The organism is Clostridium punense, from assembly GCF_017874425.1.
Taxonomy (GTDB): domain Bacteria; phylum Bacillota; class Clostridia; order Clostridiales; family Clostridiaceae; genus Clostridium_J; species Clostridium_J punense.
The window spans coordinates 1-23,309 of record NZ_JAGGLL010000052.1 but is presented as its reverse complement, the minus strand read 5'-3'; the positions used below and the strand labels follow the sequence as shown (position 1 = coordinate 23,309).

The following is a 23,309-nucleotide window of genomic DNA, read 5'->3' as shown; positions in this document are numbered from 1 at the left end:
AACTTCTACCTTTCATTTCTTTACCTCCATTCACTTTATACATTATACTGAATGTATAAGGAATTGTCCAAGATAGTTTCGGGGCTTAAGAGAATGAACAACATTGAGAAAGCTAAATCATTAATAAGAAACCTATAACTTATTTCATAAAATCCATAAACCATTTACTTTTTTCTTCAGTTTTATTCCTTTAATACCTATATAGATTGACGATTTTATCAAACAAATACGAGATAATTATTAATAAGTTATAAAACCTCCACTCTTTCAAACATATTCATTGCCATCAAAATCCCATATCTTTTATCATGATACGTGGGCCTTTATTCTTCTTTTAAATACGAAATACCTATTACAGAATCAAGATTAGTAGTTTTCTTAAGGTTTTCATCTTCAATTTTAGGATGAACTAATTGTACAATAAAATTCCCTTTGCTAGAAGAATAAATTATACTTCTTATCAAATATTCATCACCATCTTTAAGTTTTTCTCTTTCTTTTTTTATATCACTTGGTAATACTTTGCTAATCAGCTTTATTGCTTCATCATAAGATAATTTAGTTGGATTAAGTTCACATGCATAAGTGTAATCTTGTAATATATGCCAATACTTTTTATTATTAATACTAGGTATTTCATTTAATCGAAAACTAGATACTATTTCATTTTCACTTTCATAGAAATAGCCTGATTGTGGTACTATCTCATAAGTTAATTGCTCTTTATTAACATTATCATATCTTTTTTTAATAACACTATTATCTGGCTCATCTTCATAAGAAGTGTTATTAATGATAATACTAGAATTAGAATTACTAGCTTCATTAAGTACTTCCTTATTTAGTTTATTTTCTTTTTGACAGCCTACTAATGAGATTGTCATTATTCCGGCAATAATACAAAATAATATATGTTTTTTCATAACTCCTCCAAAATCAATATTTATCAATTAAACAGCAGATAAATTCATTAATCAAAATTTATCTGTTTGACTTTATTTATTTACTTTATTTCTAATAAACTGTATGAAATCGTCTAATGTACCTATCTCAAATTTTGCATTTTTTCTAATGAATGTTAGTGACTTATCCTTAGTTTTATCTCCCAAAACAACTAAATCCTTATCTACAACAAAATACTTTATATCCTCATAACTTATTGTGATATTAGCACTAACATCAATTCTATTATATTCAACAGTATAGTAAGTATCATAAAAGCAAATTTTTTGAACACCCTGCGAATTCTTATTTCTGTCTAGATATTTTTTAAAGGGAATCAATACAAGTTTTTTTTCATTAATAAAAAATACTAAAAATAGTATTAAGAGAAACAAAGCAAGTACTATTAATGTCCAGTCAGTAGGCTGCCCAATGGTATATTCATATAATACACCTACTAATGGAATTGCTAGGATAACCATTCCAAATAAGCTAATAACTTTTATTACTAATCTTGATTTTTTAAGTAAAACTAAAATTAACTCTTTAGTATCATTTATATTTACCTGTGAAGTAACCCTATAATTAAGATTTTCTTGCATATTGTGCCCCCTAATTTTTATTAGTTTTATAAATAAGGTTATTATCAATTTTTAACTTTAAATAATCAATTAATTTATCATAATCTCCTACACCAAGTTCTCTTTTAGGAATTAATATAACGGTAGCTAAATTATCTAACATTATAAGTAATTTATTTTCCTCATCATATATTGCTTGTATCGTAGAATACTTATATTGATAACAATATGATTTTTTTCCACTTTGGGACTTTACTATAAAGTAATCATCTTCAAATGTAATCTTCGTATTTTCATGAAGGTTACTATTCTTCTTGCTATAAGAATAATTTACAATTAAATAGAGGTTCCAGGCTAAAATATAAAGCAATAATAGTACAATAAAAATAATACTAAGGATGATTTTATCCTCTACACCTACATATACTGTGGCTATGTATATCATTATAAATGAAAAGATAGTCTGAATAATTCTTATTGCAATAATGCTGTTTTTATAAAGCTTTTTGCAAATAAACTGTGCTAACTCAAAGGTGTCTTTTGAATTGTACTTTATTTCAATAGAAATCATATCTCCTCCATAAATGTAATACTTGTATAATTACATATTACTATTAATTGTAATTAATGTAAATGAATTCACTTTAAGTAAAGTACTTCTTCATACATAAAAATATTTTAATAGACTTATAAATTGCTTAATTAAACAATTTATAAGTCTATTAATGTTTCTAGCTATTTGTTTTATATTACTATTTAAACTATTTAAACTATTTATATTTTTCATTAGTGTCATATATTAACAAAACTGAGTACTTATTAACCTAAGAGTATTCTCATTTTCAATATTAATATTTTTTGCAAAGATAATAATAAGTTAAGATATAAATCAGCCCTTGTATAACCACAATGACACCTACAATATTTACCATGATTTCTTGATTTAATAAAGCTAAAATAAACATGGCAATAACCTCAGCAAGTATTGTTACTAAACAAGTGAAATTTCCACTTTTCTCATAAATCCAATTAAATCGTTCTTCTTTTTGCTGAATCTCAAATTCTTTAAGCATCTGAGGATTCTTTGATATTTTAATAAATTGAATCAATTTTCTAATTGAAATAGCAGTAAATGATAATGTCAGCCATTTAATGTTCTTGTTATTACCTAATTTGATTATATTAACAATAAATAGTGCTATGCCAACAAGTGCAATTATTCCATGTAAAACGAATTTTTTCTTTAATATTTTCATAATGATTCCTCCTCATAAATAAAAATTTCCTCAATACTCATGTCAAAATACCGTGCAATTTTAAAGGCTAAAATAATAGATGGATTATACCGTCCATTTTCAAGAGAGCCAATGGTTTGTCTTGATACCTCTAAGGCTGTAGCGAGTTCTTCCTGCCGAATACCTTTTGACTTTCGAATTTCTTCTAATCTATTTTTCACTTCAAAACTCCCTTCTTCAATATTGGAAAGTTAACTTTACATACATATTACCATGATATACCACTCATGTAAAGTAAACTTTCCATATTATCAAAAAAAATTAACAGACTATTTTTTAGTCTGCTACATCTAATATAAATAAAAGTTACTTAACCTAAGATTCATGTTTCACCGTGATAAAACATGAAAATTTTGAGCAAAATAAAAAGAAGTATAAAATATCACTCCTCATCATTCCAACTGCAAAGCATTAGTTTACCTAATTCATCTTGTTTTATCGCTACATCTCTTAAGAATATTATAAATTAAATATTAATCCTATAGCCACTGGAAATCATCACATACTACAAATTCTTCTGATTCTAACTTAAGTGTAAAACTTTTGCATATAATATCAAGCTCCTTATATTCAATGCCATTATCTATTCCTAAATAAACATGCTTTAATTGTTCTTTTATTTTTTTGAGTTCCGGATTAGGATGTTGTTTTAGTTTTTCTAATAATTCAGATGAATCTAACACTGCTGAACGATAAAACTCACACCACTCTCCAATTTCAATACTATATGGTATAGTTGCGTACACTACTTCCTCAAATGTTAGGGTTCCAAGCTTGACCTTATAAGTAAAACCCCCTTCCCTATCAATTCTATCAATTACTTTTAAGATTTTAAAAACTATTGATTTATTTTTATGATTTACTTCTAAGCTTTCTATAACAGAGTCATATAAAAAAGGTCATCATTATCCCTATAATCAATATTAGCCATATTCTCCCCCTGTGATAATTTATTAGCTGGATCATTTCTTCTACATAATTATTCCAAGAATTTAGCAACTATTTCGTTTGCATTTTCTTTATTCCATATATTTCAATATATTTCTTTTATATACTACAGCTGTGCAAGCTTCCTCTCAATAGTATCAATTACTTCTGAATAATGCCTAATTCCTTTGTCCATATCTGCTTTAAGTGCTTTAGAAACCACTGGAAACTCATCAATAAATTGAAGTCCTTGTATTTCCTTGATTCCATATTCATTTAAGCTATTAACTAGCTCTTCTTTTCTATCAGTCCATACTCTCATATACTTAAAACTTGACACATATATTTCATTCATTGAATTTTCATCATAGTATGCTATGCCAAATTCTAAATATCCATCATTAGTTATTTCAAATTTATACTCTTCAAATATTGCTAAAAGCTTTTCTTTGCTTGTAAAATTACTTAAGGTTGGATCTTCGTCCTTAAACCCTACAATACCATAAGCAACATCATCAATTAGCTTATTTGCTAAACTACAAAATACATCCCAGATTTTATCTGCATCAACATTTACTTCTGCATAATTAGAGAATTTCTCATTAGAAACTTCGTGTAATACAAACCCTTCTACTATCTTTGCCGAGTTTCTCTTTTCATTAATTGCTTTTGCATCTAATTCACTTGGGTAATTCTCATCTTTAGGGACTCCAATTCCTAATGGCAGTTTATACATAGCCAACACTATCAACTCCTTATAAATAATCAGCTAAGAACTATTGTATACTAATCCTTAAGTACAAAATATAAAGTTATATATAGTCAATAAAACCATTTTTTATATATCCATATACTTTTATTGAATCATCAAGAACTTCTCCGGGGACATGAATCTTTCTTAGTATATGAATAATTTCATTTTTCATTTCTTCGCTAGTAACTTTAATTTCTAACCACTGAATCTTATTGTATTCCCTTAATTGAAAATGATTAAACCATTCTGAGTTCCAATTGCTTAATAAGCCATTATCAATATTTTTTATTCTCCATAATACTGTACCTGGATAATTGTCCATTGATATTCTAATTTCTTGCCACTTGGTATTATTCATTAATCCATTGTATTCTCTATAGCTCACCGTTTTCACTTCCTATTATCTATTATCTATAATTTGATTCCTAAAGCTTTCAGTTGGGATAAAAGCTTATCAATATTTCTCTCTGTATGATCATAAAAAATAGTTTCCATCCCCATCTCATTAGGTACAATAAGGTTTTTCTCAGTATTATCTATAAAAACACATTCATTAGCTTTTACTCCTAGCTTTTTAACAGTTCTTAAAAATATTTCTTTATCCTCCTTGCCTGAACCAACCTCTGCTGATACAGTTATTTCATCGAATAAATTATTAAACCTATGATAATCTCTAATTGCGTCTATTCTGTCCTTCTTGTTATGTGTAACCATTCCTATAATATAGTTATTGCCCTTTAATTTCTTTACTAATTTACACATCTCAATATCCATTGGAGTATTTATAAATGAATCAAATAGTACTTCTATGCTAATCTGAAAATTAATCGCTTCACATATCTTTTCCCATATATCCTCGTGTTTTATGCTTCCATTTAATAGTACTTTATTAAACTTTTTATATTCCTTAGTAAATAAGGTCTTATCTACACCTGTAATTTTAGACACATAATTACAAATTGATTGAGACCCAGTGGCATCAACGGTTAGTACTCCATCAAAATCAAATAAAATTGCCTTTATCATAAAACTTCCCCCTATTGGAAATAAAAATAACTATCATTATTCATATATATTAATTCACTCATTACACTAAATTTCCCCCTTATTTTGCAATACAGAGTGCTAAATATGTGCCTTTACCAATGTATTCTTTGAAATTATTTTATTTATCCAAGTTATTCTAAATTGTATTATATTTATTGCTCCTTCATAAGATTGCCCTTCTTTTAATTAAAATCCTAGACTTTAACTCATTGTTATATGATGATGTTTAATACATTCATATAATTAAGACTACTCCGATATAATCCACTCATGACTTTTCAGTTCTAATCCTAAACTCTCTACTAATTTAATTGAATTTGCATTCTCTTCTTCAACTAGATATATTGGCAAAAGATTATTCTGATGACACCAATTAATACATGCCTTAACTACCTCTTTGCCATAACCTTTCTTGCGATAATTAGGAGAAGTGTAAACCACAATATTGCACCCACTACTATATACTTCTGAAATAAAGGCTGTTGCTGCAATGTTACCATCTTTTAACATGAAAAATTGTCTTTTCTCTTGTAGTATGTTTCCTTTTTTTCTAATGTAATTTTCTTTGTCTTCTATTCCTTGAAAATTAACTTTTCTAATTATGTCTTCTGTTAACACCTCAGCCTTTGTATCAAATAATACATCTGGACTTTCTATTGAATATCGCCTCATTTTTCTAAACCTATATTTATTACGGTTAATATTCATAGCTTTTAGTATACTTGAAATAGATTCCATGCTACCATCAAAGTTGCTCTTACACATGCTAGAAAACTTACTAGAACAAGAGCATATGATGCTATCATTAAAATTAGATATAATAATAGGATAAAAGTATTTATTATTTAAGGGCATGTCTCTGTATTTAGACTCAAAAACCTTATGCTCAGTTATCTCATTATTGTTTACACCTAGAAACTTATTATAGTACTCTTCAAATCTACACATATTTATTCCTTTCTTTTCTTAGGCTCTTTCCTATATTTGAAGGTTCATCTAACTAGTGGATTTAAATCTCTAATATTTGAAATACCATCTTTGTTCTATAAACCAACATGAATTAATTATACCATTTCTGTATTTTACTTACATATACATATTGGAATAAACCCTATAGTTTCTATCTTTATATAAATATAGCCAAGGCTATCCACCTTGGCATTAATCTTTCGGCTCCCAGTGATTATTTAATTTTTCCTCTCCTAATACCCATGTGTATTCATAGCTTAAGGACTTAATAGAAGTATCAGTAGTTCCCCAAATTATATCAACTAAAATTCCTGTTAAAGCTGCTAACTCAGTACCAAATTCTCTATTATATAAAATTATGTATCTATCTCCATCCCCCTGTTTCCAGTGTTCTCTTTTTATTAAACCTTGTTGTAAATTATCTTTAAAGATAGTGTATTGCTCTCCAGTATGCTCATAAATAGATAAGTTATGTCCTTTAATTTCCCCTATAATTGACGGATGTGTATTCTTTATCTGCGCAACTTTACTAAGAAAGCCCTGATTAACCCCATTTACATAAAGGTTGTATGGACATGTACTAAAATTCAACCAACCTAGTATTGGAATGTAGGCTATTATAAATTTTATAATATTTTCTTCCTTTAATATACCTAATTCATTATTATTTAAATCATATAAGCCAATCTTTCTTGGCTGAGGTATAACTGTCCTATTAGCTTTTCCTATATATACCAACTCATTATCATCAAAAATTTTATATTGGTAATTAAACTTAAATTTCTTTTGTTCAATTATTAATTTCATTTTTATCTCCATATAAAAATATAGTTATACTTAAACCATAACTAATACTAATATAGTTCTAAAATTTTAGATATTTGTGGATTATCTATGGCAACTGCTATACTTATTAAATTCCCTGGCTTAACACAAAATGAATCACGTAGAAAATCTAGTATAATTGAATTCCCTATGTATTCCTTAGATTGATATTCATAGGAATATGTTATTTTTCGGGTACCTTGAATGAATATTGCATTCATCTTTGTAATTTTTGCAGTAACAACCCTATATGCTTTAAACTTATTTCTTATAAAATTGGCTCTAATCTTATATATTAAAATAAGAGTTATTTCGATAGGAATAACTAGGTACCATACTTCAGGTTGTGTAGCAAGATTTATAATAATTATAAGTATATATGCTATGGACATAAGCTTTGCAAATCCTGCTACAACGTCTAGATTTATCATTTTACTTAGTTCTTCTTTACTATTACTCATATTTACCCTCACAAAATTAGTTTTTTAATATTATAAATTAATTCAAGTTCACATATACCTATATGTATATCATCTCTATACCACTTTAATTGATTAATACCTCTACTCATCTTAAAGCATATTTAGATATTTTAATGTTGCTAAAATATAAATAAAAACTATAAAATGTGCCGTCAATTTTGTTATATAATAATCTTCCGAATCACCATATTTTTGAATGTATCCTCTTATCCTTCGTTTTTTCATCCACCTTTCCATAAAATAAAACATTCCTAACATTAATAAGAATACTAATCCACCTATTAAATTCACTAAAGCATCGTTCCCCTTTAAACCCCATACTCCATGGAATTTTCCATAGCTATAATAAAAATAAGCATGTAACGGAAAATATACTGCACTTCCTATTGACAGAAACCAAAAAGCAAACCTATTTAACAATAGTATTACTCCAACTACATACAATACTACAAGAATAGGTTTCCATGGAAGCCCAACTTTTTTACCTGCACTGGATGGTCCTTGCGATTTTCTTTCAATAATTATAGCTCTGTGTGATTTTGGCAAATAGCCTACTTTGTATTCTTGCCACCCCTCCACTCCAGAACCAAGAAAAAATCTAGCTCTTGTTCCATTAATATCAATTTGTTCATATAAATCTTTACTTCTTCTTTCTATTTTAATTGCATAACCTTCTACAGTACTTAAATTTCCAGTAACTAAATTAGGTATATCCATTACTCTTGGGGCAAGTGATGAATATGCCAAGTACATAAAAAATAAAAACATTACACATCTTGATAAAATTTCTATTACAACCTTGTAAGGTTTACCTGAATTAAGCCAGTTTCTTTCCTCTTTTATAATATTAGTACTAGATAATACTCCCCACAAAATAAATGGGATTAGAAAAACTATCTCTAAAACAAATGCAATTAATTGAAAATATTTCACTTTAATAGCTCCTTTGATAATTTCTTTTCTATTAAATTGACTCTTAATTTATAGATTAATATAAAAGCTAATTCTTTTTAGTTTTTATTTATTAATTTGATTAATTCTTTCTTGGTTTTTACCTTATTCTCAAATCTGGCCTCTTCCTCACTAGGCACTTGATGTTCAACTCTATCATTATAAACAAGGTACTTTCCTTGGTAAACTCCAGTAACATAATAACATTTATCTTGTGCAGACTTATTTGCAAAAATTATAATATGGTCACCTTGTTCCATTGTTCTTATTCCATTAGGAGCTTCCTTTTGTGGTATAAACTTTTCTTTATCAAATTCCTCATCTGGAAATTTTTCTTTATATATTTTATATAATGTTTCCTTATCCAGCATTCCCCCTATCTCTTTGATGCAAATTGTCGCTCCTTTTTTAATAGCAGATTCATTAGTTTTATAAACCTCATATAGCTCTACTTGGGAAACTGTAGTAACATTATGATTAAAGTACACTGATTCTGTGCTTTTTACAATTCCTTCAATAATAATACTAGAATCACTATTTAATTCATCAATATTTTTATAATACTTCGCTAGACTTACAAAGGACTTCATAATTTTATATTTCAAGTTCTTGTCATTACCTTCAACTTTTGGTTCAACTTCACCTAATGAAGCCGCATATACGTTGTTATCTTTAAACTCTTTTTTATATTGAAAATTACAAGCTGTACAAGCAAAAATTAACATAGTAGAAGCAATGGCTATTGATATTCTTTTCATTTTATTTACACCCCTTAATCTTTTTAAATTCAAAGGTATTAGTATTAAGAGGTATTGTACCCATAACTGAGTTAATTAAACGAACATTTCATCCTTTGTGCTTTCACCATTATCAAAAGAAAAGTTTGCTGAATAAATCAACAAACTTAATGTATAACTTCATTTTTCGCTCAAAACTTAAGCAAACCTTTTTTATCTTTATATTAACTTCTATATTATTATTCTCAGAAGTATAGGTATTGTAAATATGGATAATAAAGTTGTAGCAACTACCACTACAGCACCATATTCCCTCTTAACGTTAAAGCTATCTGAAAATATGGAGGTCATTGCAGCTGCTGGCATGGATCCTAAGATTATTACAGTATTTGAAACTATGGATCTATCCCTTATGAGTAGTGAAACGAAGTATAAAATTGCTGGTATTAATACTAACTTCATAGCTATGCCATAGTATAGAGTCCAATCTATTAAGTGCTCTTTAATATTTACCTTAGTTGCTAGAACTCCAACTATTATCATGGATAGTGGTCCTGTGATAGTACCAATGGAGTTTGCACTTGTTAAAACTACTGCTGGTAATTTCAAATTAAGGAGCATCATTATAATGCCGATATATACTGCTATAAGGGATGGATTTCTTAGTGCTTTCAATAGTTCCTTTATAAGTTCTTGCTTTTCCATCCTACCTTTAAATATAATAATTCCATAGGTCCAAAGGAAAATGTTAAAGAAAATATTAAATATAGACCCATACATAACAGCTTCAGCACCATATATAGCATTTAAAATAGGAAATCCAATGTAACCTGTATTAGTAAAAACATTTGCAAAGTGAAGTATAGTCCTCTTCTGATTTTTTACTGGCACCGTTAAAATCTTAGATATAATAATAAGAATTATATACACTGCAAGGCTATAGTAAAAAGTTTTTAAAATATTACTTTTAACCCCTCCATCATAGGAAAATTTAAAAGAAGTAATAATCATACAAGGCAGTGTTATATCTAGTAATATCTTAGTTAAACCCCTATTCACATGGTCATCTATAATCCCCTTTTTACTACCATATACACCTACTAGCATAATTAGAAATAAAGAAATAACACTTTTTATAATAGTTGGCATCTCCATAATAACACCTCCTAAGGAAAGTATTATTCATTTTATTCCTCTACTTAAGGTTTTGTGCATTCTTAATATTTACTACCTAAACTACCCACTCTTCGCAATTCCAAACCTCTGTTACAATATCATTGTAAAACTCTGGTTCGTGGCATACTAAAATTATGCTGCCCTCATATTCTTTTAAGGCACGTCTCAGTTCATCTTTTGCATGAATATCTAAATGGTTTATAGGCTCATCTAAAACTAATATATTTGAGGGTTTGTTAATTAGTTTGCATAGTCTTAGTTTAGCTTGTTCTCCTCCACTTAATATATCCACAGTGCTGTCTATATGCTGCCTGGTTAATCCACACTGAGCAAGACTTTTTCTTACTTCTGTCACAGTCATTTGTGGAAAGCCATCCCACATATCATATAAAACCTGTGCGGTATTATCTTCTGCCATTTCCTGTTGAAAATAACCTATCTTTGTATATTCGCTTAAGGTTATGTCACCACTTATAGGCTCTAAAAGTCCAAGTAAGCTTTTTAAAAGAGTGGTTTTTCCTAAACCATTAGCTCCAGTTATTGCAATTTTTTGTCCTCTTTTCATCTTTAAATTAAGAGGCTTGCTTAGTGGCTTATCATACCCGATTATCAAGTTTTGAGTCTCAAAAATAATGTTTTCTGGCATTGTTACACTTATAAAATTAAAATAGGGTTTTATAATATCTTTTTTAATTTCTATTCTTTCAATTTTATTAAGCTTTTTCTCTCTAGCTTTAGCTTGCTTTGCAGTTGAAGCTCTTACTTTATTTTTTCTTATATAATCCTCAAGCTTTTTAATTTCTGTTTGTTGTTCTTTATATTCAATGAGTCTCTGCTGTTTTCTTATTTCATAAAGCTTAACAAAGTAATCATAGTTCCCTTCATATCTTGTTAGTTCCTTGTGTTCAAGATGATAAATTACATTTACTACACTATTTATAAAGCTATTATCATGAGATATTAGTATAAATGCATTTTCATAGTTTATCAAATAACCTTTTAGCCATTCTATATGCTCTTCATCTAAATGGTTTGTGGGCTCATCTAATAATAAAATATCAGGCTTTTCTAAGAGAAGCTTGGCAAGTAAAATTTTAATCCTCTGTCCACAGCTTAAGGTGGAAACTTCCTTTTCTAAAAGCTCCTTAAAGCCAAGACCATTTGCAGTTGCATGTATTTTTGAATCAATGCTATAAAAATCACTTTTGTCTAGCATTTCTTGGATTTTAGCTATTTTATTTAAGGCTTTATCCATTTCCTCTGTATTCATATTCCCAAGGCTATTATATAAATCATTAATCTTGTCTTCCATATTATATAAATGAATAAATGCTTCTCTCAAGAAATCTATTGTGCTAACCCCTTCTTTTAAATCAACCAGCTGATCCATATATCCAATGGTGTATTTTTTGTTCCACTGAATAGTGCCCCCATCTGGGAGAAGCTGATTTGTAATAATTTTCATAAAGGTGGATTTCCCTTCTCCGTTAGCCCCAATAAGCCCCACATGTTCTTCCTTATATAGATTAAAGGATACATTGCTAAAAAGTATTCTATCGCCAAAAGAATGATTCATATTTTCAATTGTTAAAATGCTCATAAATTTCTACCTCCTTGTACCCTCATAACTATGATACCACCAGAAGTACAGTGACCCAAGTTTATAAATGTTTCTGTAATAAACATAACCAAAAAAACTAAAGGCATATCTTCATAGTAAAAACTAAGAAAATATGCCTTATATATAGGGAAGCAAAATCAATAATTGTTTATACATTGAATCTCCCTTGGTTCCCCTAAGACTTTTTGACATTGATAAATTAGCTATTTATCCTATAAAGCCTCTATCACCCATATTTTTTTTGATTCCTGATTATTCTCCTAATGCTGCTCTCCGTTAAGAAATATTCCTCACATAGGATTTTAACTGATACCCCTGAGGAATACTTGCTAAAGATTTCTTTATCCCTAGCTTCAAGTTGCCTTTTGGTTTCAGTATTTTCTCCCCAAGATTTTTTATTTTCATCTTTTCTAGGTATATAGATATACCCACCATCAATATAGTCTTGAATTAGTTCTATTATATTGTTTGGTAATATATTTTCTGCTTTCTCATATCTCATAATTCTTCGCTCCAATCTACATTTAATTCCTAAATGAAGATGCAAAGACTGAATAAAATATGAAAAACCTTATATTTTTTTACATATATAGGTATGCTACATTATAAATTAAAATAAAACTAAATATTTTTCACACTTTTATATAGCTTTAATTTTTCTGCAGATATCTATTTATTAGCTCCAAGCAAAAGTTTTTCATATTCTACAAGCTTTGCATGGAGCCTACTACTATTGTTTGACACATATCCAATCCACTTCCCTTTTTATCCTATAATAAACTATTTTACTATTCTTTGTCAAATTTGTTCCTTTATCTTAAATTAATGATATGCCATAAATAATAGCTGCTGTTAAAAACATTTTAATAGCTCTATAAATGTTCTCAGTTGACCTGTTTTGCTCCTCAATAACTGAATCTACTTCATCTTGATACATTCCCCGGTTTCGTATATATTCGTAATCCTTACTCATCTTAGAGCCCCCCATAGCACCAGCAGCCCCTATTATTATTACCCCAATAGCTGTATATTTCATTATGCTCCTATAGTTGTATCCTCCAAAGTAACATGCAGCTATAATAATTAATGAAATAACAACACCTGAAATTGCATATACTAAAAAACTTTTCATTTGGTCCATTATTGTTTCAATTATTGTTTGGATTATTTTTTTCATTACAAACTCCTCCTATTATTGATACTCTCTAGCAACAAATCTCTGTCTTGGATACATAATTATTTGTTCCTTTTAAATTTTCTCAAAGGCCTTAAGAAGTACAATAATAAAAAGCCTCCTTTTAACATACTTAAATAAATATTTACTTGTATAAATGTTTATTTACCTACATTATAAATATATGTTTTTTATCCTTATTAAATGCATATTTCATCTTTCATTAAGCTTTTATCCTTACATTTTAGAGAAAAACTTTTTCTTATATATGAAAGTAGCTTAAAGAAAATGTATATTCTTTAAGCTACTTGGTGACTTTCGATGCAGTTTATCTCTAAATAATAGCAATAACCTTATAATTTGTTCTATAGGCTCCTTATATTAATTTATTTTTCATTGAAAAAATTAGCCAATTCCCTTACTGCTGCTAAGGCTTCTATATCATTTTTAGAAGGAACTTTATCTGTATTATGGCTATAAACTACAGGTGCAATTTCTGTACAATTTACGTCCTTTAACAGTATTTTAGCTGTGCTATATGCCTTGTCAATACTGCCATCTCCTCCACCCACAAGTATAACTCCTCCCTTTTTCTCTTTTTCAATAGGTTTAACCTTACGAATAAATTTTGCACAATAATAAGTTTGAAATCTGCTTGTAACACTAAGTAAAGGTCCAGTAAGTTCTGAAAAGTAAAGTGGTGATGCAATTATCACATTGTCACATTTTTCAATGTAGTCATATACCTCTTGCATTTCATCCTTCACAGCACAACCTGAATTTTCCCAGCAGTATCTACAATCAATACATGGTTTTATATTGCAATCATAAGCATTTACAATTTTATATTCTCCCTGAAGATGACTTATAAGTTCCTTTACTAAAGCCATAGTATCTCCATTTTTTCTAGGTGTTCCAGTAAAAATAAGTGTTTTCATCAGTGATTCTCCCTTATATAAAAATTTATTATTCCTATTATTTTACCATAATCATTAAATTTAATCTTCAGTTTTTCTCTGTAGAATTTTACATAATTATGAAATATTGTATATTTTTTTGTATATTTAGAAGGATTTTCCGAGAATTGATAGAATAAAAATATTGTATTGAATTTAATTTACGAGGTAGGTGGTTATATGTTTATTTTTTTTGGGCTAATCAGCTTGCTATTAACAATATTGGCTGATTACCTTATTATGGCCTTCATTGGTATTTCTGTCCATAGCTTCACTCTTTGGTTTATCTTACCCATAGGCGGTGCAATTCTAGGAGCTTTCTGTGGTAAAGGTATATTTTTATATTTAAAACATGCCAACATCAAAGCAACTGCTAAGCACACTATAACATCAGCTATACTGGCTTTTATTGGGTTTTGGGCAATAAATTACTTTGCGTATTTTTCTACATATGTAGATGATGAGAGTATTAACAATACTTTCAAAGGAGAGCATATCAGTAACTATATGTACAATGATACTGAACCTTTTACCTTTAAAAATTATTTAGAATTCCAGTTTGAAACTTCTGAAAGCGTGGTGTCTGTTGGAGGCCATAGCTCTGGTAGTTCTATTAGCTTTGGAAAGGGTTATAATAAAACTTCATTTTATATAACTATGCTTGGTTTTATTATTGGAGGATTAACAGTTGGTTCTACAGTAGTGGGAGATAAGTCTTACTGTGATAAATGCAAAAAATATATGAAAGAAAAAAAGCTTTATGATTTTACTTACTCTAGTTTTGATAATGAAGTTATGGCTTTAGAAAAGGCACTGCAAAAAACAAAAGAAGAATTTGATGATTTTATTAAACAGGAGAGGCCATTTGAAGAATATGGTGAACCATACATAACTGCAGTCTTAACTTACTGCCCTGTATGTAAAGATGGTTTTATTAACCTTAAGTTTATGGAGCCTAAGAAGGGTTCGGGAGGCAAATTAGTTTGGGAAGAAAATGATAAATATACTAAAAAGCTTCCTTTATCCAACGAAGCTAGCTCCATGATAGTTTAGCACCTTCTCAATATAAGCATATGAAAAAGGAGGCCAAAGCCTCCTTTTCATATGCTTATATATTTATGCTTCCCCTTAAATTCTAATATAACTTATATATGAAGTAACTGTCCTAACCGTTGTCTTTAACTACCTACATTAGTTCTATTCATTTACTTGCTTAGCGTATTGGTACCCTCCTATAACTTGGGACCTTTTTACTACCACATCATTGCTAGGTTTTATTGTAATATCACAGTTCCTTAAAAGTTCTTCTGAAATAGTTCCCTGAAACTTCATTATCCCTTCTAAATCAACCTTATTTCCTATAGCCTTTATTACAACATGTTGATGGGAAGGTATTCTTTGATTATTTATAATAATTCCATAATTCCCTGCTGTTCTAATACCACTGTTTGCAGTAACTCTTATATCATTTATAGAAATAGCCTCTGCATTTGCAGCCCTTAATTTATTAACTATAGTTAGTAAATCATAATCAATAATTGGAGCATCATTAAATGGACTTACTATTCTATCCTTTTTAGGAGTTATATCCACAGTAATTCCTTCTCCCTTTACATCAAGCACTCCAGCTGCAAGCTTCATTTCTTGCAGTTGCTCTGATATTAAAATAGTTTCATCTGGGGTTCGCACTGCAGCAGTTTCAAAATCCTTATTTTTCTCTGTAAGTTCCGCTACTTTTTTCTGTAGCTCTTCAACTTGCTTTAGTAATTGCTCACTCTCTACAAGTGCCTCTGAACTTTGCTTATCTTCTCCCAAAATCATCTTATTGTTAATAGCTTTCAGTTGACATATTATCAAAAATCCAAGAAGTAAACATACCAGTCCTATAGATAATTCAGAAATAAATTTTTTCATAATAATCACCTAACCAATAAAATTTATAGTACAAGGAACAAAAGTTTGAACCTACTTTGCTACCTCAAGGCCTTTTGGTGATGAATAAAGTTTTTTCACCTTAGAAGCCGTCGTCAACTAATATTATTTCTTAACTTTATCCTATGCTACCTTTGCTGTTAATTCTTATTTATAAGTTCTTTCACCATAACAATAATTTTATCATAATCTCTAATTTTTTTCCCCTATTTTATTAAATATTTATCTTATCGCCTTAATACTTCTATATAAATAATAAAACCAAGGCTATTCACCTTGGTTAGTAGTTTATGGTTTTAAAATCCATCTCCTTTTAAACAAACTATTCAGGTTAGATTTCTTTTTAAGCTACTTTATTATATTAAGAACTTCTATAGATATATCCTTTGAAAACTGCCCAACTGCACCACTACCATAAGGCTGAAAAGCTGAATTTAGTCCTAATTCAAAGGAGTCATTATTTTCTCCTGTAAGTGTCCACAGTAATCTGATAAAGGGCTTTTTCCCTGTTTCAGCTTTAGCACTTAAAGGATAACTGCTTAGTTCAAAATATACAAACTCTAGGGATATCTCCTCTGCCTTTAGCTTTTCTTCATCCTCCGTAATTCTAGAATTAATTATACCTAGGGTCTTCTCTTTTTTTAAATTCTCATCCAATAACTTTATAATAGCATTGTACTTTTCCGAACCTTTACTTAACTTGCTTTGAGAACCCTGATTATAAATAACAATATACTCAGGCAATCCAAAGGTACTGGTAAAATCCTGTCCTTGATTTTTTATATTTTCTCCAGATTCTGTATATTTTTTATTGTTTTCAGTAAAATTATAATTTTTACTAAACATCATGCCCCCAGTTACTACCAGTGCTATTGCTGCTACTGCTACGTATCTTCTTATATTCCTATTTCTTGAAAGGTGCCTATTTATATATAAAAGCTTTTTCTTTTTGTATAAATCACTGTCTGTTGAGTTTCTTACTGACCGTACTACATCTACTGGAATCTGATAATCATAATCCCCTACCTTCTCCATTAGGTTGAAGGTATTTACAGTTTCTCTACATGGCTCACAGCTTTGTAAATGATCTTCTAGTAATTTCACATCATCATCACTTAATACTCCGTCAACATAATCAAAGAGCATATCAGTATTACACTTCATTTAGAGCACCTCCCTCATCTCTCTTGGTTTTATTAAAATCATATAGCCTTTTCTTAGCTCTAAAAATTTTAGTTTTAATGGTTTCCTCCTTAATTCCAAGGATATCTCCCACTTCTTTATAAGAAAAGCCTTGCACATACTTTAGCACCATGGCATTTTTTTGTTCTTCACTAAGAACACTTAGCTTTTTTAATAACTCTCTATTATCTTCTTTTGCTTGAAGTATTTCTTCTGGAGTATCCTTTGCATTAACTTGAATATTTAAAATCACATCTTCTTCAACTAAAGTGTGATGTTTCTTTCCTTTTAAAAAGGTATTCATAGTATTTATAGCAATTTTAAATAACCAGCTATAAAATCTTTCTTTATTTTCAAGCTTATATAAATTCTCATAGGCTTTTATAAAAACCTCTTGAATGATATCTTCTGAATCTTCTCGACTTAGAGTCATCTTGTAAATATAATTATAGATAATTCCTTGGTACTTTCTTATAAGAATATCAAAAGCATCTCTTTCCCCGCTTAACACTTTGGTTACTAATACCTCATCAGTTACCAAAAGCTCACCCCCTGGCTTTTATTAATAGTAGCTTTACACTAAAGACTATTTCTTTATCTTAAAAGTTCCCATATTTAAGCAAATATTAAAATTTATTTTAATATTTTATTCTATATCGTGGTAAAAATAAAAACCGACCAGCTATGGATCGGTTAATTATATTCACATTATTATTTAATCACTACTTTTTCCCTATATTAACATCCCACTCTGTACCTTTAGCACCGTCTAAAATAAGAATTCCCTTTTCTACAAGTACTTCTTTAATTTTGTCTGCATTTTCGTAGTCTTTATTTACTTTATACGCACTTCTTTTTTCGATTAATGTTTTAACTTCTTCCTCTGTTATCCCAGATTTCTCTAGGTACTTACTCTTTATATCATCTATAATCTTTTTAGGCTCATGTTGGAAAATTCCTAATACATAGTAGGTTTTCATCATTGTTTCTTTTATTGCCTTCAAGTTCTTTGCTTCTTTAGGTTTATTAAGCATAACTCTCATTTTATCAAACCACTGGAATAAATGAGAAATTGCTACAGCAGTGTTAAAATCGTTGCTCATTGCTTCATCAAACATAGCTTTAATTTCCACTTCTATATCTGTTAACATCTTTTCAGTGTTTGATTCCTCATGAATTTTTAAGTTATCAATGGCATTAAAGATTTTATAGAAATTATATATATGCTTTTCATTTTCTTCGAATACTCCATCAATTATGTTAATGTCTGACTTGTAGCTGTTTTGAAGCAGAGTAAATCTTATAATATCTGGATGATAATTATCTAAGAGTTGCTTTAGAGAAATTCCATTACCTAAGGATTTACTCATCTTTTGACCATTTATTTTAACAAGTCCATTATGTATCCAATAATTTGAGAATTGTTTCCCAGTTAATGCTTCTGATTGCGCAATTTCATTTTCATGATGTGGGAAAATTAAGTCCTTTCCACCTCCGTGAATATCCATTGTTTCTCCTAAATATTTCATACTCATAGTTGAGCACTCTATATGCCACCCTGGACGACCCTTACCCCATGGAGATTCCCAGTAAATTTCACCTTCCTTGGCACTTTTCCATAAAGCAAAGTCTTTGCTATCAAGCTTTCCTGGTTCAATATCCTTTCTTACTCCGTTAATGCTATCTTCAATAACTCTATTGGATAGTTTTCCATACTGAGAATATTTTTCTACGGAGAAAAATACATCTCCAACCTCTGTAGGATATGCATAACCTTTTTCAATTAATTTGCTGATAAAATTAATCATGTCCTCAATATTCTCTGTTGCCTTTGCTTGAACTGTTGGCTTATCAACTCCAAGTTTGCTTAATTCTAAATCTGTTTTAATAATTTGCTTTTTAGCATATTCCTGTGGGTCGATGCCTAACTCTATGCCCTTTGCAATAATTTTATCATCTACATCAGTATAATTTCTTACATAAGTAACCTCGTAACCTTTATGCTCAAAGTACTTTTTTATAACGTCAAATATTACTGCTTGATATGCATGGCCAATATGAGCATCTCCTGATACTGTAATCCCACAAGCATACATCTTTACTTTTCCTTCTTCTATGGGAACAAATAATTCCTTTTTCTTAGTTAATACATTATGAAAATAAATATTCATCTTCTTCGCTCCTTTATTCTTCGTAAATTCTGCATTTACTTTTTAATAACAATAAATAAAATGTTAAGTATATTTTGCATAACTCACACTATGTGCAGTTTTCTATATATTAATAAATATTGCATACCTACAATCCAAATTTAAAGACTCATTAATTAGTAATCACATATAAAACAAGAGTTGTTTCAAAGTAATTTTTAGAAAAATACCTTATGAAACAACCCTTTATTCTCATCTGAAAAATCTATTAATAGTTTTTAGATGTATTAAAACTTCCTCATAAAGTCTTACAATGTTTACAGGTTATTTTATAGGAGCCATTAATATTCTTCCTGTTCCACGATACACATTAACTAAGCCTTCTCCTGAAACTGCTGACCCAACTAAACTCTTACCGGATTTTTCAACTCTAAAATCTAAAGTGTCAGACCAAGCAATAGCATAGTTTCCATCAATTCTAACTTCATCATTTTGAAGTTCAAATTCAATAAGTTCTTCTCTTGGTACTGGGCTTTCTAAAACTGCAATTCCTTCTCCTCTTAGGCATAGATTAAATAGCCCTTCATTTCCTAACATTGCTGAAGAAAGATTAGTTCTAGCCACTACCTTTTGTTGTACTTTTGACTCACAAGCTAAGAATAGACCATCATCAAGGACCATGCCACCCCAGTTTGACACATCTTCAAGTAGAATATGCTTATAGGTAGGTTCTAACATTAATAGGCCGTTTCCTTGATACCTAGGCTTAATTGCTGATTCCTTTGTTACTTTTGAAGATAGGGCTTTTCCTAAAAAATCTCCAATTCCTTTTACATCAGCTACCATGGTAACAGAGCCTGAGGTCCACTGCATTGCTCCAGCACTTATAGTGTAAGCATTGCCTTTTAATTCAATTAAAACCTGCCTTTTTCTCACATTCATTTCTGAAGCATAATATGCTGATACTGCATTAGAATAGTCAACACTTAAATCTCTCTTATATTCAAGGACTTTTACATCCCCTTTTGAAGCTATTACTTCCATATTTTTATTATCATATAAGTTTTTGTAAGTTATCATATAAAATCTCCACCCTTTATATTTATCTTTATTTTTATTTAATACTACCTGTTTTTCTAAGTTTATTCAAGAAATCTTTACCAATATATTCATTAATCCACCTATTATGCATGTATTCTACATTTTACCTTTATTATAGTCTTAACCATCTAAAAGCACTATTATTTTTCCTATATCTCATATTCACTTGTTGCTCAGATTATTATATTTATGCCAGCATTTTTAAAAAGAGCAACTTTTAATACTAATTTTCTTCAAGGCTAAAAACTTAACCAACTTAAATTGAATAAATTTTCAACAAGTGCAAGCCTTTAAAATAAACTACCATCTACAACTATTAAGTAAATTCTGCTATTAGTCTATGAGGATTTATTTATTCTATATTGGGAAGGTGAAAATCCTGTGTGTTTCTTAAACATTTTTCCAAAGTGAGTGCTATCATTAAAGCCTGTCCTGTATACAATTTCATTAATAGGTATATCAGTTTGACTTAGCAACAGGGAGGCTATTTTAATCCTTAGTTTTATAACATAATCAATAACAGACATTCCTGTAACCTTAGCAAATTCCTCTGAAAGTGTGGTTCTGTTAATATGAAAAAGCTTCGTAAGGCTACTTAAAGTAATCTTTTGTTCATAATTAGCATGGATATGAAGAATAACTTTATCTACATCGCTTTCACTTTCTAAAACCTTATAATTATTATCAATATCCATTTCAGTATATAAATATTGAAGAAAAGACAATATTTCATATAAAATTGATCTGCTTCTGCACCTCCAGAAATTATTGTCTAAAGTATCTAGTTCACTACTTAACCTGTCTAAAAACCCCATAATTCTCTTTTCTGCAGTTAGTCCCATCTGAATTATTTCTCCTACTCTATCAGGTCCAGTCAAGAATGGGCTTAACAAGCAATAATCTGCAAACTCTGTTTGAGATAATTCACTGGAATCTTCTCTTAATTTTTCTATGGTGAAAATATTATTTACTACAATAGGATTAAAATAAATGGTTTTTGCCTTTACATTATGAAATTCTTCTACTAAAATAACATCTTTTTCATTGAGTCCAATAACTGTTGGTGCCATAAATAAAATTCTTTTATCATTAATCTTTAAAATCCCTGTTCCTTCATATATGAATATAAGCCGAAACATGGAATGAGTAGAAAATCCAAAAGTTTCATTTTTCTCTAAATATAATGGAAGTCCAATGTTTCTTTTTTCATCCATGGTGAAGAACTCCATAATAATCTCCTACCTTATTCTCAATATTTTTATTTATTTTACCATAATTCCAATTATATTACAATTTTCACTTTAATCTTCTTATGCAGGTTTATACTAGTTAAAATATATGGTGTCTAACAGAGCTAACCCAACTATTAAAAAAACTTATTCTTCTACTGAAATCCATGTGTTTGTTTATAGTCATTTTTTAAGTTATAAATTTAATCATAAGTTCTATACCGAACCCAAAAATCTAGCAATAAAGTCTTGCTAGTGTCTTCAGTTAAAAAACTTAAATTCACTTTCTATAAATAGCTGTCCAAAGTAATATTAATATCACTAAATAAAGCCATGCATAATATAGAGAAATTAATCCCCCATTACACATGGCTTTAGCATTATTATACTTTATTGTTTATAGTCTAATACAAATACAGTATTACCTTTTAACTTGTTAATCTTTTCCTTAGTAAGGGTTAGAAGTCCTCCCTTTTCTATTCTCCAGCCTTGCTGCTGAATTTTAGAAGTAAAATCTTCTACTGGTGCTAAAGTATCTTCAAATACAGGTCTTGACTCCTCAGTTCCATAATGCATTGGCACAACTATTTTAGGCTTTAAGTCTTTAATTGTATTCATTACTTCATCTGAGTTTATTGTAAAGAATCCCCCAACTGGTATCATTAGTACATCAACCTTTCCAATGGCTTTCACATCTTCTTTTGAAAGTTCATGGCCTAAATCTCCAAGGTGACATATTTTTATTTTGTTTATTTCATAGGTGCATATAGTGTTAGGTCCTCTTAAGTTTCCTTTTTCATTATCATGCCAAGAGGCAAAACCCTTTATCTTAATGCCTCCATTTGAAAAGCTTCCTGTATCACCAAATATTAGTTGTTGATAGGAATTTATTCCCTTAATATAATTATGATCAAAATGGTCGTGACTTACTGTGAGTATTCTTGTTGAAATTTTCGGAAGCTTATATCCTACTTCTGGATCATAAGGGTCTGTAACTATCTTCATCCCCTCATTGTCACTAATTCCAAAGCAAGACTGCCCAAAATATTCTATTGCTATTGCCTTCTTTTGTAAAACATTATTATAATCTAGGGTACTTGCGCTTGCCTTTGAAGTCCATATAAACATAAAAGTAACACATAGTGAAAGAACTGTGACAAATAACTTATTTTTCATGTTAATACTCCTACCTCAATAATTTTAATTTATCTTTTATTTACTTCTATTTTCATAGAATTTTATTATTTATAAACAAGTAGTTTAAGATGAATATGTGAT

Annotated in this window: 27 protein-coding genes; 1 reads left to right on the top strand and 26 read right to left on the bottom strand. The window is 29.3% G+C overall.

Annotated elements, in window-relative coordinates:
- Positions 1 to 323: 323 nt before the first annotated feature.
- The 19 genes from J2Z44_RS19740 to J2Z44_RS19650 all read right to left on the bottom strand — a co-directional run bounded on the left by J2Z44_RS19740 (position 324) and on the right by J2Z44_RS19650 (position 14,419).
- Positions 324 to 923, bottom strand: coding sequence for a hypothetical protein (locus J2Z44_RS19740; protein WP_209649988.1), 600 nt, complete (start codon positions 921 to 923; stop codon positions 324 to 326).
- A gap of 72 nt (positions 924 to 995) precedes the next feature.
- On the bottom strand, positions 996 to 1,544 hold the full coding sequence (locus J2Z44_RS19735; protein WP_021281529.1) for a hypothetical protein: 549 nt from the start codon (positions 1,542 to 1,544) through the stop codon (positions 996 to 998).
- A gap of 10 nt (positions 1,545 to 1,554) precedes the next feature.
- On the bottom strand, positions 1,555 to 2,094 hold the full coding sequence (locus tag J2Z44_RS19730; protein ID WP_021281530.1) for a YcxB family protein: 540 nt from the start codon (positions 2,092 to 2,094) through the stop codon (positions 1,555 to 1,557).
- Between the two features lie 277 nt (positions 2,095 to 2,371).
- Complete coding sequence (locus J2Z44_RS19725; RefSeq protein ID WP_021281531.1) at positions 2,372 to 2,779, bottom strand: hypothetical protein; 408 nt, start codon at positions 2,777 to 2,779, stop codon at positions 2,372 to 2,374.
- The gene (locus J2Z44_RS19720) at positions 2,776 to 2,979 is read right to left on the bottom strand and encodes a helix-turn-helix transcriptional regulator (RefSeq protein ID WP_021281532.1); all 204 of its coding nucleotides are present in this window, start codon (positions 2,977 to 2,979) and stop codon (positions 2,776 to 2,778) included. The genes J2Z44_RS19725 and J2Z44_RS19720 overlap by 4 nt, the downstream gene beginning before the upstream one ends.
- 318 nt (positions 2,980 to 3,297) lie before the next feature.
- Complete coding sequence (locus J2Z44_RS19715) at positions 3,298 to 3,564, bottom strand: hypothetical protein (protein ID WP_021281533.1); 267 nt, start codon at positions 3,562 to 3,564, stop codon at positions 3,298 to 3,300.
- 308 nt (positions 3,565 to 3,872) lie between these two features.
- Positions 3,873 to 4,487: a hypothetical protein gene (locus tag J2Z44_RS19710; protein WP_021281534.1), complete on the bottom strand. Its 615-nt coding sequence runs from the start codon at positions 4,485 to 4,487 to the stop codon at positions 3,873 to 3,875.
- 70 nt (positions 4,488 to 4,557) lie between these two features.
- Positions 4,558 to 4,884: a DUF6678 family protein gene (locus J2Z44_RS19705; protein ID WP_021281535.1), complete on the bottom strand. Its 327-nt coding sequence runs from the start codon at positions 4,882 to 4,884 to the stop codon at positions 4,558 to 4,560.
- Positions 4,885 to 4,910: 26 nt separating this feature from the next.
- Positions 4,911 to 5,525 (bottom strand): HAD family hydrolase, encoded by a 615-nt coding sequence (locus J2Z44_RS19700; RefSeq protein ID WP_021281536.1) that lies wholly within the window; start codon positions 5,523 to 5,525, stop codon positions 4,911 to 4,913.
- A 270-nt stretch (positions 5,526 to 5,795) separates the two neighbouring features.
- On the bottom strand, positions 5,796 to 6,494 hold the full coding sequence (locus J2Z44_RS19695; protein WP_209649986.1) for a GNAT family N-acetyltransferase: 699 nt from the start codon (positions 6,492 to 6,494) through the stop codon (positions 5,796 to 5,798).
- 213 nt (positions 6,495 to 6,707) lie between these two features.
- On the bottom strand, positions 6,708 to 7,322 hold the full coding sequence (locus J2Z44_RS19690) for an LURP-one-related/scramblase family protein (protein WP_021281539.1): 615 nt from the start codon (positions 7,320 to 7,322) through the stop codon (positions 6,708 to 6,710).
- Between the two features lie 47 nt (positions 7,323 to 7,369).
- Entirely contained in the window at positions 7,370 to 7,801 is a 432-nt protein-coding gene (locus J2Z44_RS19685) for a hypothetical protein (protein WP_021281540.1), read from the bottom strand.
- Between the two features lie 111 nt (positions 7,802 to 7,912).
- Positions 7,913 to 8,755 (bottom strand): hypothetical protein, encoded by an 843-nt coding sequence (locus J2Z44_RS19680; RefSeq protein WP_021281541.1) that lies wholly within the window; start codon positions 8,753 to 8,755, stop codon positions 7,913 to 7,915.
- A 77-nt stretch (positions 8,756 to 8,832) separates the two neighbouring features.
- Positions 8,833 to 9,531 carry a hypothetical protein gene (locus tag J2Z44_RS19675; RefSeq protein WP_021281542.1) on the bottom strand — a complete coding sequence of 233 codons (699 nt, stop codon included), beginning with the start codon at positions 9,529 to 9,531 and terminating at the stop codon, positions 8,833 to 8,835.
- 210 nt (positions 9,532 to 9,741) lie between these two features.
- Positions 9,742 to 10,665, bottom strand: coding sequence for an AEC family transporter (locus tag J2Z44_RS19670; protein ID WP_021281543.1), 924 nt, complete (start codon positions 10,663 to 10,665; stop codon positions 9,742 to 9,744).
- Positions 10,666 to 10,741: 76 nt separating this feature from the next.
- Positions 10,742 to 12,286, bottom strand: a complete 1,545-nt coding sequence (locus tag J2Z44_RS19665) for an ABC-F family ATP-binding cassette domain-containing protein (RefSeq protein WP_209649984.1) — start codon at positions 12,284 to 12,286, stop codon at positions 10,742 to 10,744.
- A 247-nt stretch (positions 12,287 to 12,533) separates the two neighbouring features.
- Positions 12,534 to 12,824, bottom strand: coding sequence for a CD3324 family protein (locus J2Z44_RS19660; protein ID WP_152513208.1), 291 nt, complete (start codon positions 12,822 to 12,824; stop codon positions 12,534 to 12,536).
- Between the two features lie 300 nt (positions 12,825 to 13,124).
- Positions 13,125 to 13,484, bottom strand: a complete 360-nt coding sequence (locus J2Z44_RS19655; protein ID WP_021281546.1) for a hypothetical protein — start codon at positions 13,482 to 13,484, stop codon at positions 13,125 to 13,127.
- A gap of 383 nt (positions 13,485 to 13,867) precedes the next feature.
- A complete protein-coding gene (locus tag J2Z44_RS19650) occupies positions 13,868 to 14,419 on the bottom strand; it encodes a flavodoxin family protein (RefSeq protein ID WP_021281547.1) in 552 nt (183 codons plus the stop codon).
- Between the two features lie 198 nt (positions 14,420 to 14,617).
- Between J2Z44_RS19650 and J2Z44_RS19645 the strand changes: the two genes are divergently transcribed.
- Complete coding sequence (locus J2Z44_RS19645) at positions 14,618 to 15,490, top strand: hypothetical protein (RefSeq protein WP_209649982.1); 873 nt, start codon at positions 14,618 to 14,620, stop codon at positions 15,488 to 15,490.
- A gap of 144 nt (positions 15,491 to 15,634) precedes the next feature.
- Here J2Z44_RS19645 and J2Z44_RS19640 read toward each other — a convergent pair whose 3' ends face one another.
- The 7 genes from J2Z44_RS19640 to J2Z44_RS19610 all read right to left on the bottom strand — a co-directional run bounded on the left by J2Z44_RS19640 (position 15,635) and on the right by J2Z44_RS19610 (position 23,207).
- Positions 15,635 to 16,351, bottom strand: coding sequence for a DUF881 domain-containing protein (locus J2Z44_RS19640; protein WP_021281550.1), 717 nt, complete (start codon positions 16,349 to 16,351; stop codon positions 15,635 to 15,637).
- Between the two features lie 366 nt (positions 16,352 to 16,717).
- Positions 16,718 to 17,533 (bottom strand): anti-sigma factor family protein, encoded by an 816-nt coding sequence (locus J2Z44_RS19635; protein WP_021281551.1) that lies wholly within the window; start codon positions 17,531 to 17,533, stop codon positions 16,718 to 16,720.
- On the bottom strand, positions 17,523 to 18,092 hold the full coding sequence (locus tag J2Z44_RS19630; protein WP_021281552.1) for an RNA polymerase sigma factor: 570 nt from the start codon (positions 18,090 to 18,092) through the stop codon (positions 17,523 to 17,525). The genes J2Z44_RS19635 and J2Z44_RS19630 overlap by 11 nt, the downstream gene beginning before the upstream one ends.
- A 181-nt stretch (positions 18,093 to 18,273) precedes the next feature.
- On the bottom strand, positions 18,274 to 19,722 hold the full coding sequence (cysS, locus tag J2Z44_RS19625) for a cysteine--tRNA ligase (RefSeq protein ID WP_021281553.1): 1,449 nt from the start codon (positions 19,720 to 19,722) through the stop codon (positions 18,274 to 18,276).
- Positions 19,723 to 20,025: 303 nt separating this feature from the next.
- On the bottom strand, positions 20,026 to 20,781 hold the full coding sequence (locus J2Z44_RS19620) for an AIM24 family protein (protein WP_021281554.1): 756 nt from the start codon (positions 20,779 to 20,781) through the stop codon (positions 20,026 to 20,028).
- Between the two features lie 359 nt (positions 20,782 to 21,140).
- The gene (locus tag J2Z44_RS19615; protein WP_161624435.1) at positions 21,141 to 22,016 is read right to left on the bottom strand and encodes an AraC family transcriptional regulator; all 876 of its coding nucleotides are present in this window, start codon (positions 22,014 to 22,016) and stop codon (positions 21,141 to 21,143) included.
- 405 nt (positions 22,017 to 22,421) lie between these two features.
- Positions 22,422 to 23,207: an MBL fold metallo-hydrolase gene (locus tag J2Z44_RS19610; RefSeq protein WP_021281556.1), complete on the bottom strand. Its 786-nt coding sequence runs from the start codon at positions 23,205 to 23,207 to the stop codon at positions 22,422 to 22,424.
- Between the last annotated feature and the right edge of the window lie 102 nt (positions 23,208 to 23,309).

Coding starts and splice junctions, on each gene's coding strand:
- J2Z44_RS19740 (WP_209649988.1), bottom strand. CDS start 923: ATGAAAAAACATATATTATTTTGTATTATTGCCGGAATAATGACAATC.
- J2Z44_RS19735 (WP_021281529.1), bottom strand. CDS start 1,544: ATGCAAGAAAATCTTAATTATAGGGTTACTTCACAGGTAAATATAAAT.
- J2Z44_RS19730 (WP_021281530.1), bottom strand. CDS start 2,094: ATGATTTCTATTGAAATAAAGTACAATTCAAAAGACACCTTTGAGTTA.
- J2Z44_RS19725 (WP_021281531.1), bottom strand. CDS start 2,779: ATGAAAATATTAAAGAAAAAATTCGTTTTACATGGAATAATTGCACTT.
- J2Z44_RS19700 (WP_021281536.1), bottom strand. CDS start 5,525: ATGATAAAGGCAATTTTATTTGATTTTGATGGAGTACTAACCGTTGAT.
- J2Z44_RS19695 (WP_209649986.1), bottom strand. CDS start 6,494: ATGTGTAGATTTGAAGAGTACTATAATAAGTTTCTAGGTGTAAACAAT.
- J2Z44_RS19690 (WP_021281539.1), bottom strand. CDS start 7,322: ATGAAATTAATAATTGAACAAAAGAAATTTAAGTTTAATTACCAATAT.
- J2Z44_RS19685 (WP_021281540.1), bottom strand. CDS start 7,801: ATGAGTAATAGTAAAGAAGAACTAAGTAAAATGATAAATCTAGACGTT.
- J2Z44_RS19675 (WP_021281542.1), bottom strand. CDS start 9,531: ATGAAAAGAATATCAATAGCCATTGCTTCTACTATGTTAATTTTTGCT.
- J2Z44_RS19670 (WP_021281543.1), bottom strand. CDS start 10,665: ATGGAGATGCCAACTATTATAAAAAGTGTTATTTCTTTATTTCTAATT.
- J2Z44_RS19665 (WP_209649984.1), bottom strand. CDS start 12,286: ATGAGCATTTTAACAATTGAAAATATGAATCATTCTTTTGGCGATAGA.
- J2Z44_RS19655 (WP_021281546.1), bottom strand. CDS start 13,484: ATGAAAAAAATAATCCAAACAATAATTGAAACAATAATGGACCAAATG.
- J2Z44_RS19650 (WP_021281547.1), bottom strand. CDS start 14,419: ATGAAAACACTTATTTTTACTGGAACACCTAGAAAAAATGGAGATACT.
- J2Z44_RS19645 (WP_209649982.1), top strand. CDS start 14,618: ATGTTTATTTTTTTTGGGCTAATCAGCTTGCTATTAACAATATTGGCT.
- J2Z44_RS19640 (WP_021281550.1), bottom strand. CDS start 16,351: ATGAAAAAATTTATTTCTGAATTATCTATAGGACTGGTATGTTTACTT.
- J2Z44_RS19635 (WP_021281551.1), bottom strand. CDS start 17,533: ATGAAGTGTAATACTGATATGCTCTTTGATTATGTTGACGGAGTATTA.
- cysS (WP_021281553.1), bottom strand. CDS start 19,722: ATGAATATTTATTTTCATAATGTATTAACTAAGAAAAAGGAATTATTT.
- J2Z44_RS19620 (WP_021281554.1), bottom strand. CDS start 20,781: ATGATAACTTACAAAAACTTATATGATAATAAAAATATGGAAGTAATA.
- J2Z44_RS19615 (WP_161624435.1), bottom strand. CDS start 22,016: ATGGATGAAAAAAGAAACATTGGACTTCCATTATATTTAGAGAAAAAT.
- J2Z44_RS19610 (WP_021281556.1), bottom strand. CDS start 23,207: ATGAAAAATAAGTTATTTGTCACAGTTCTTTCACTATGTGTTACTTTT.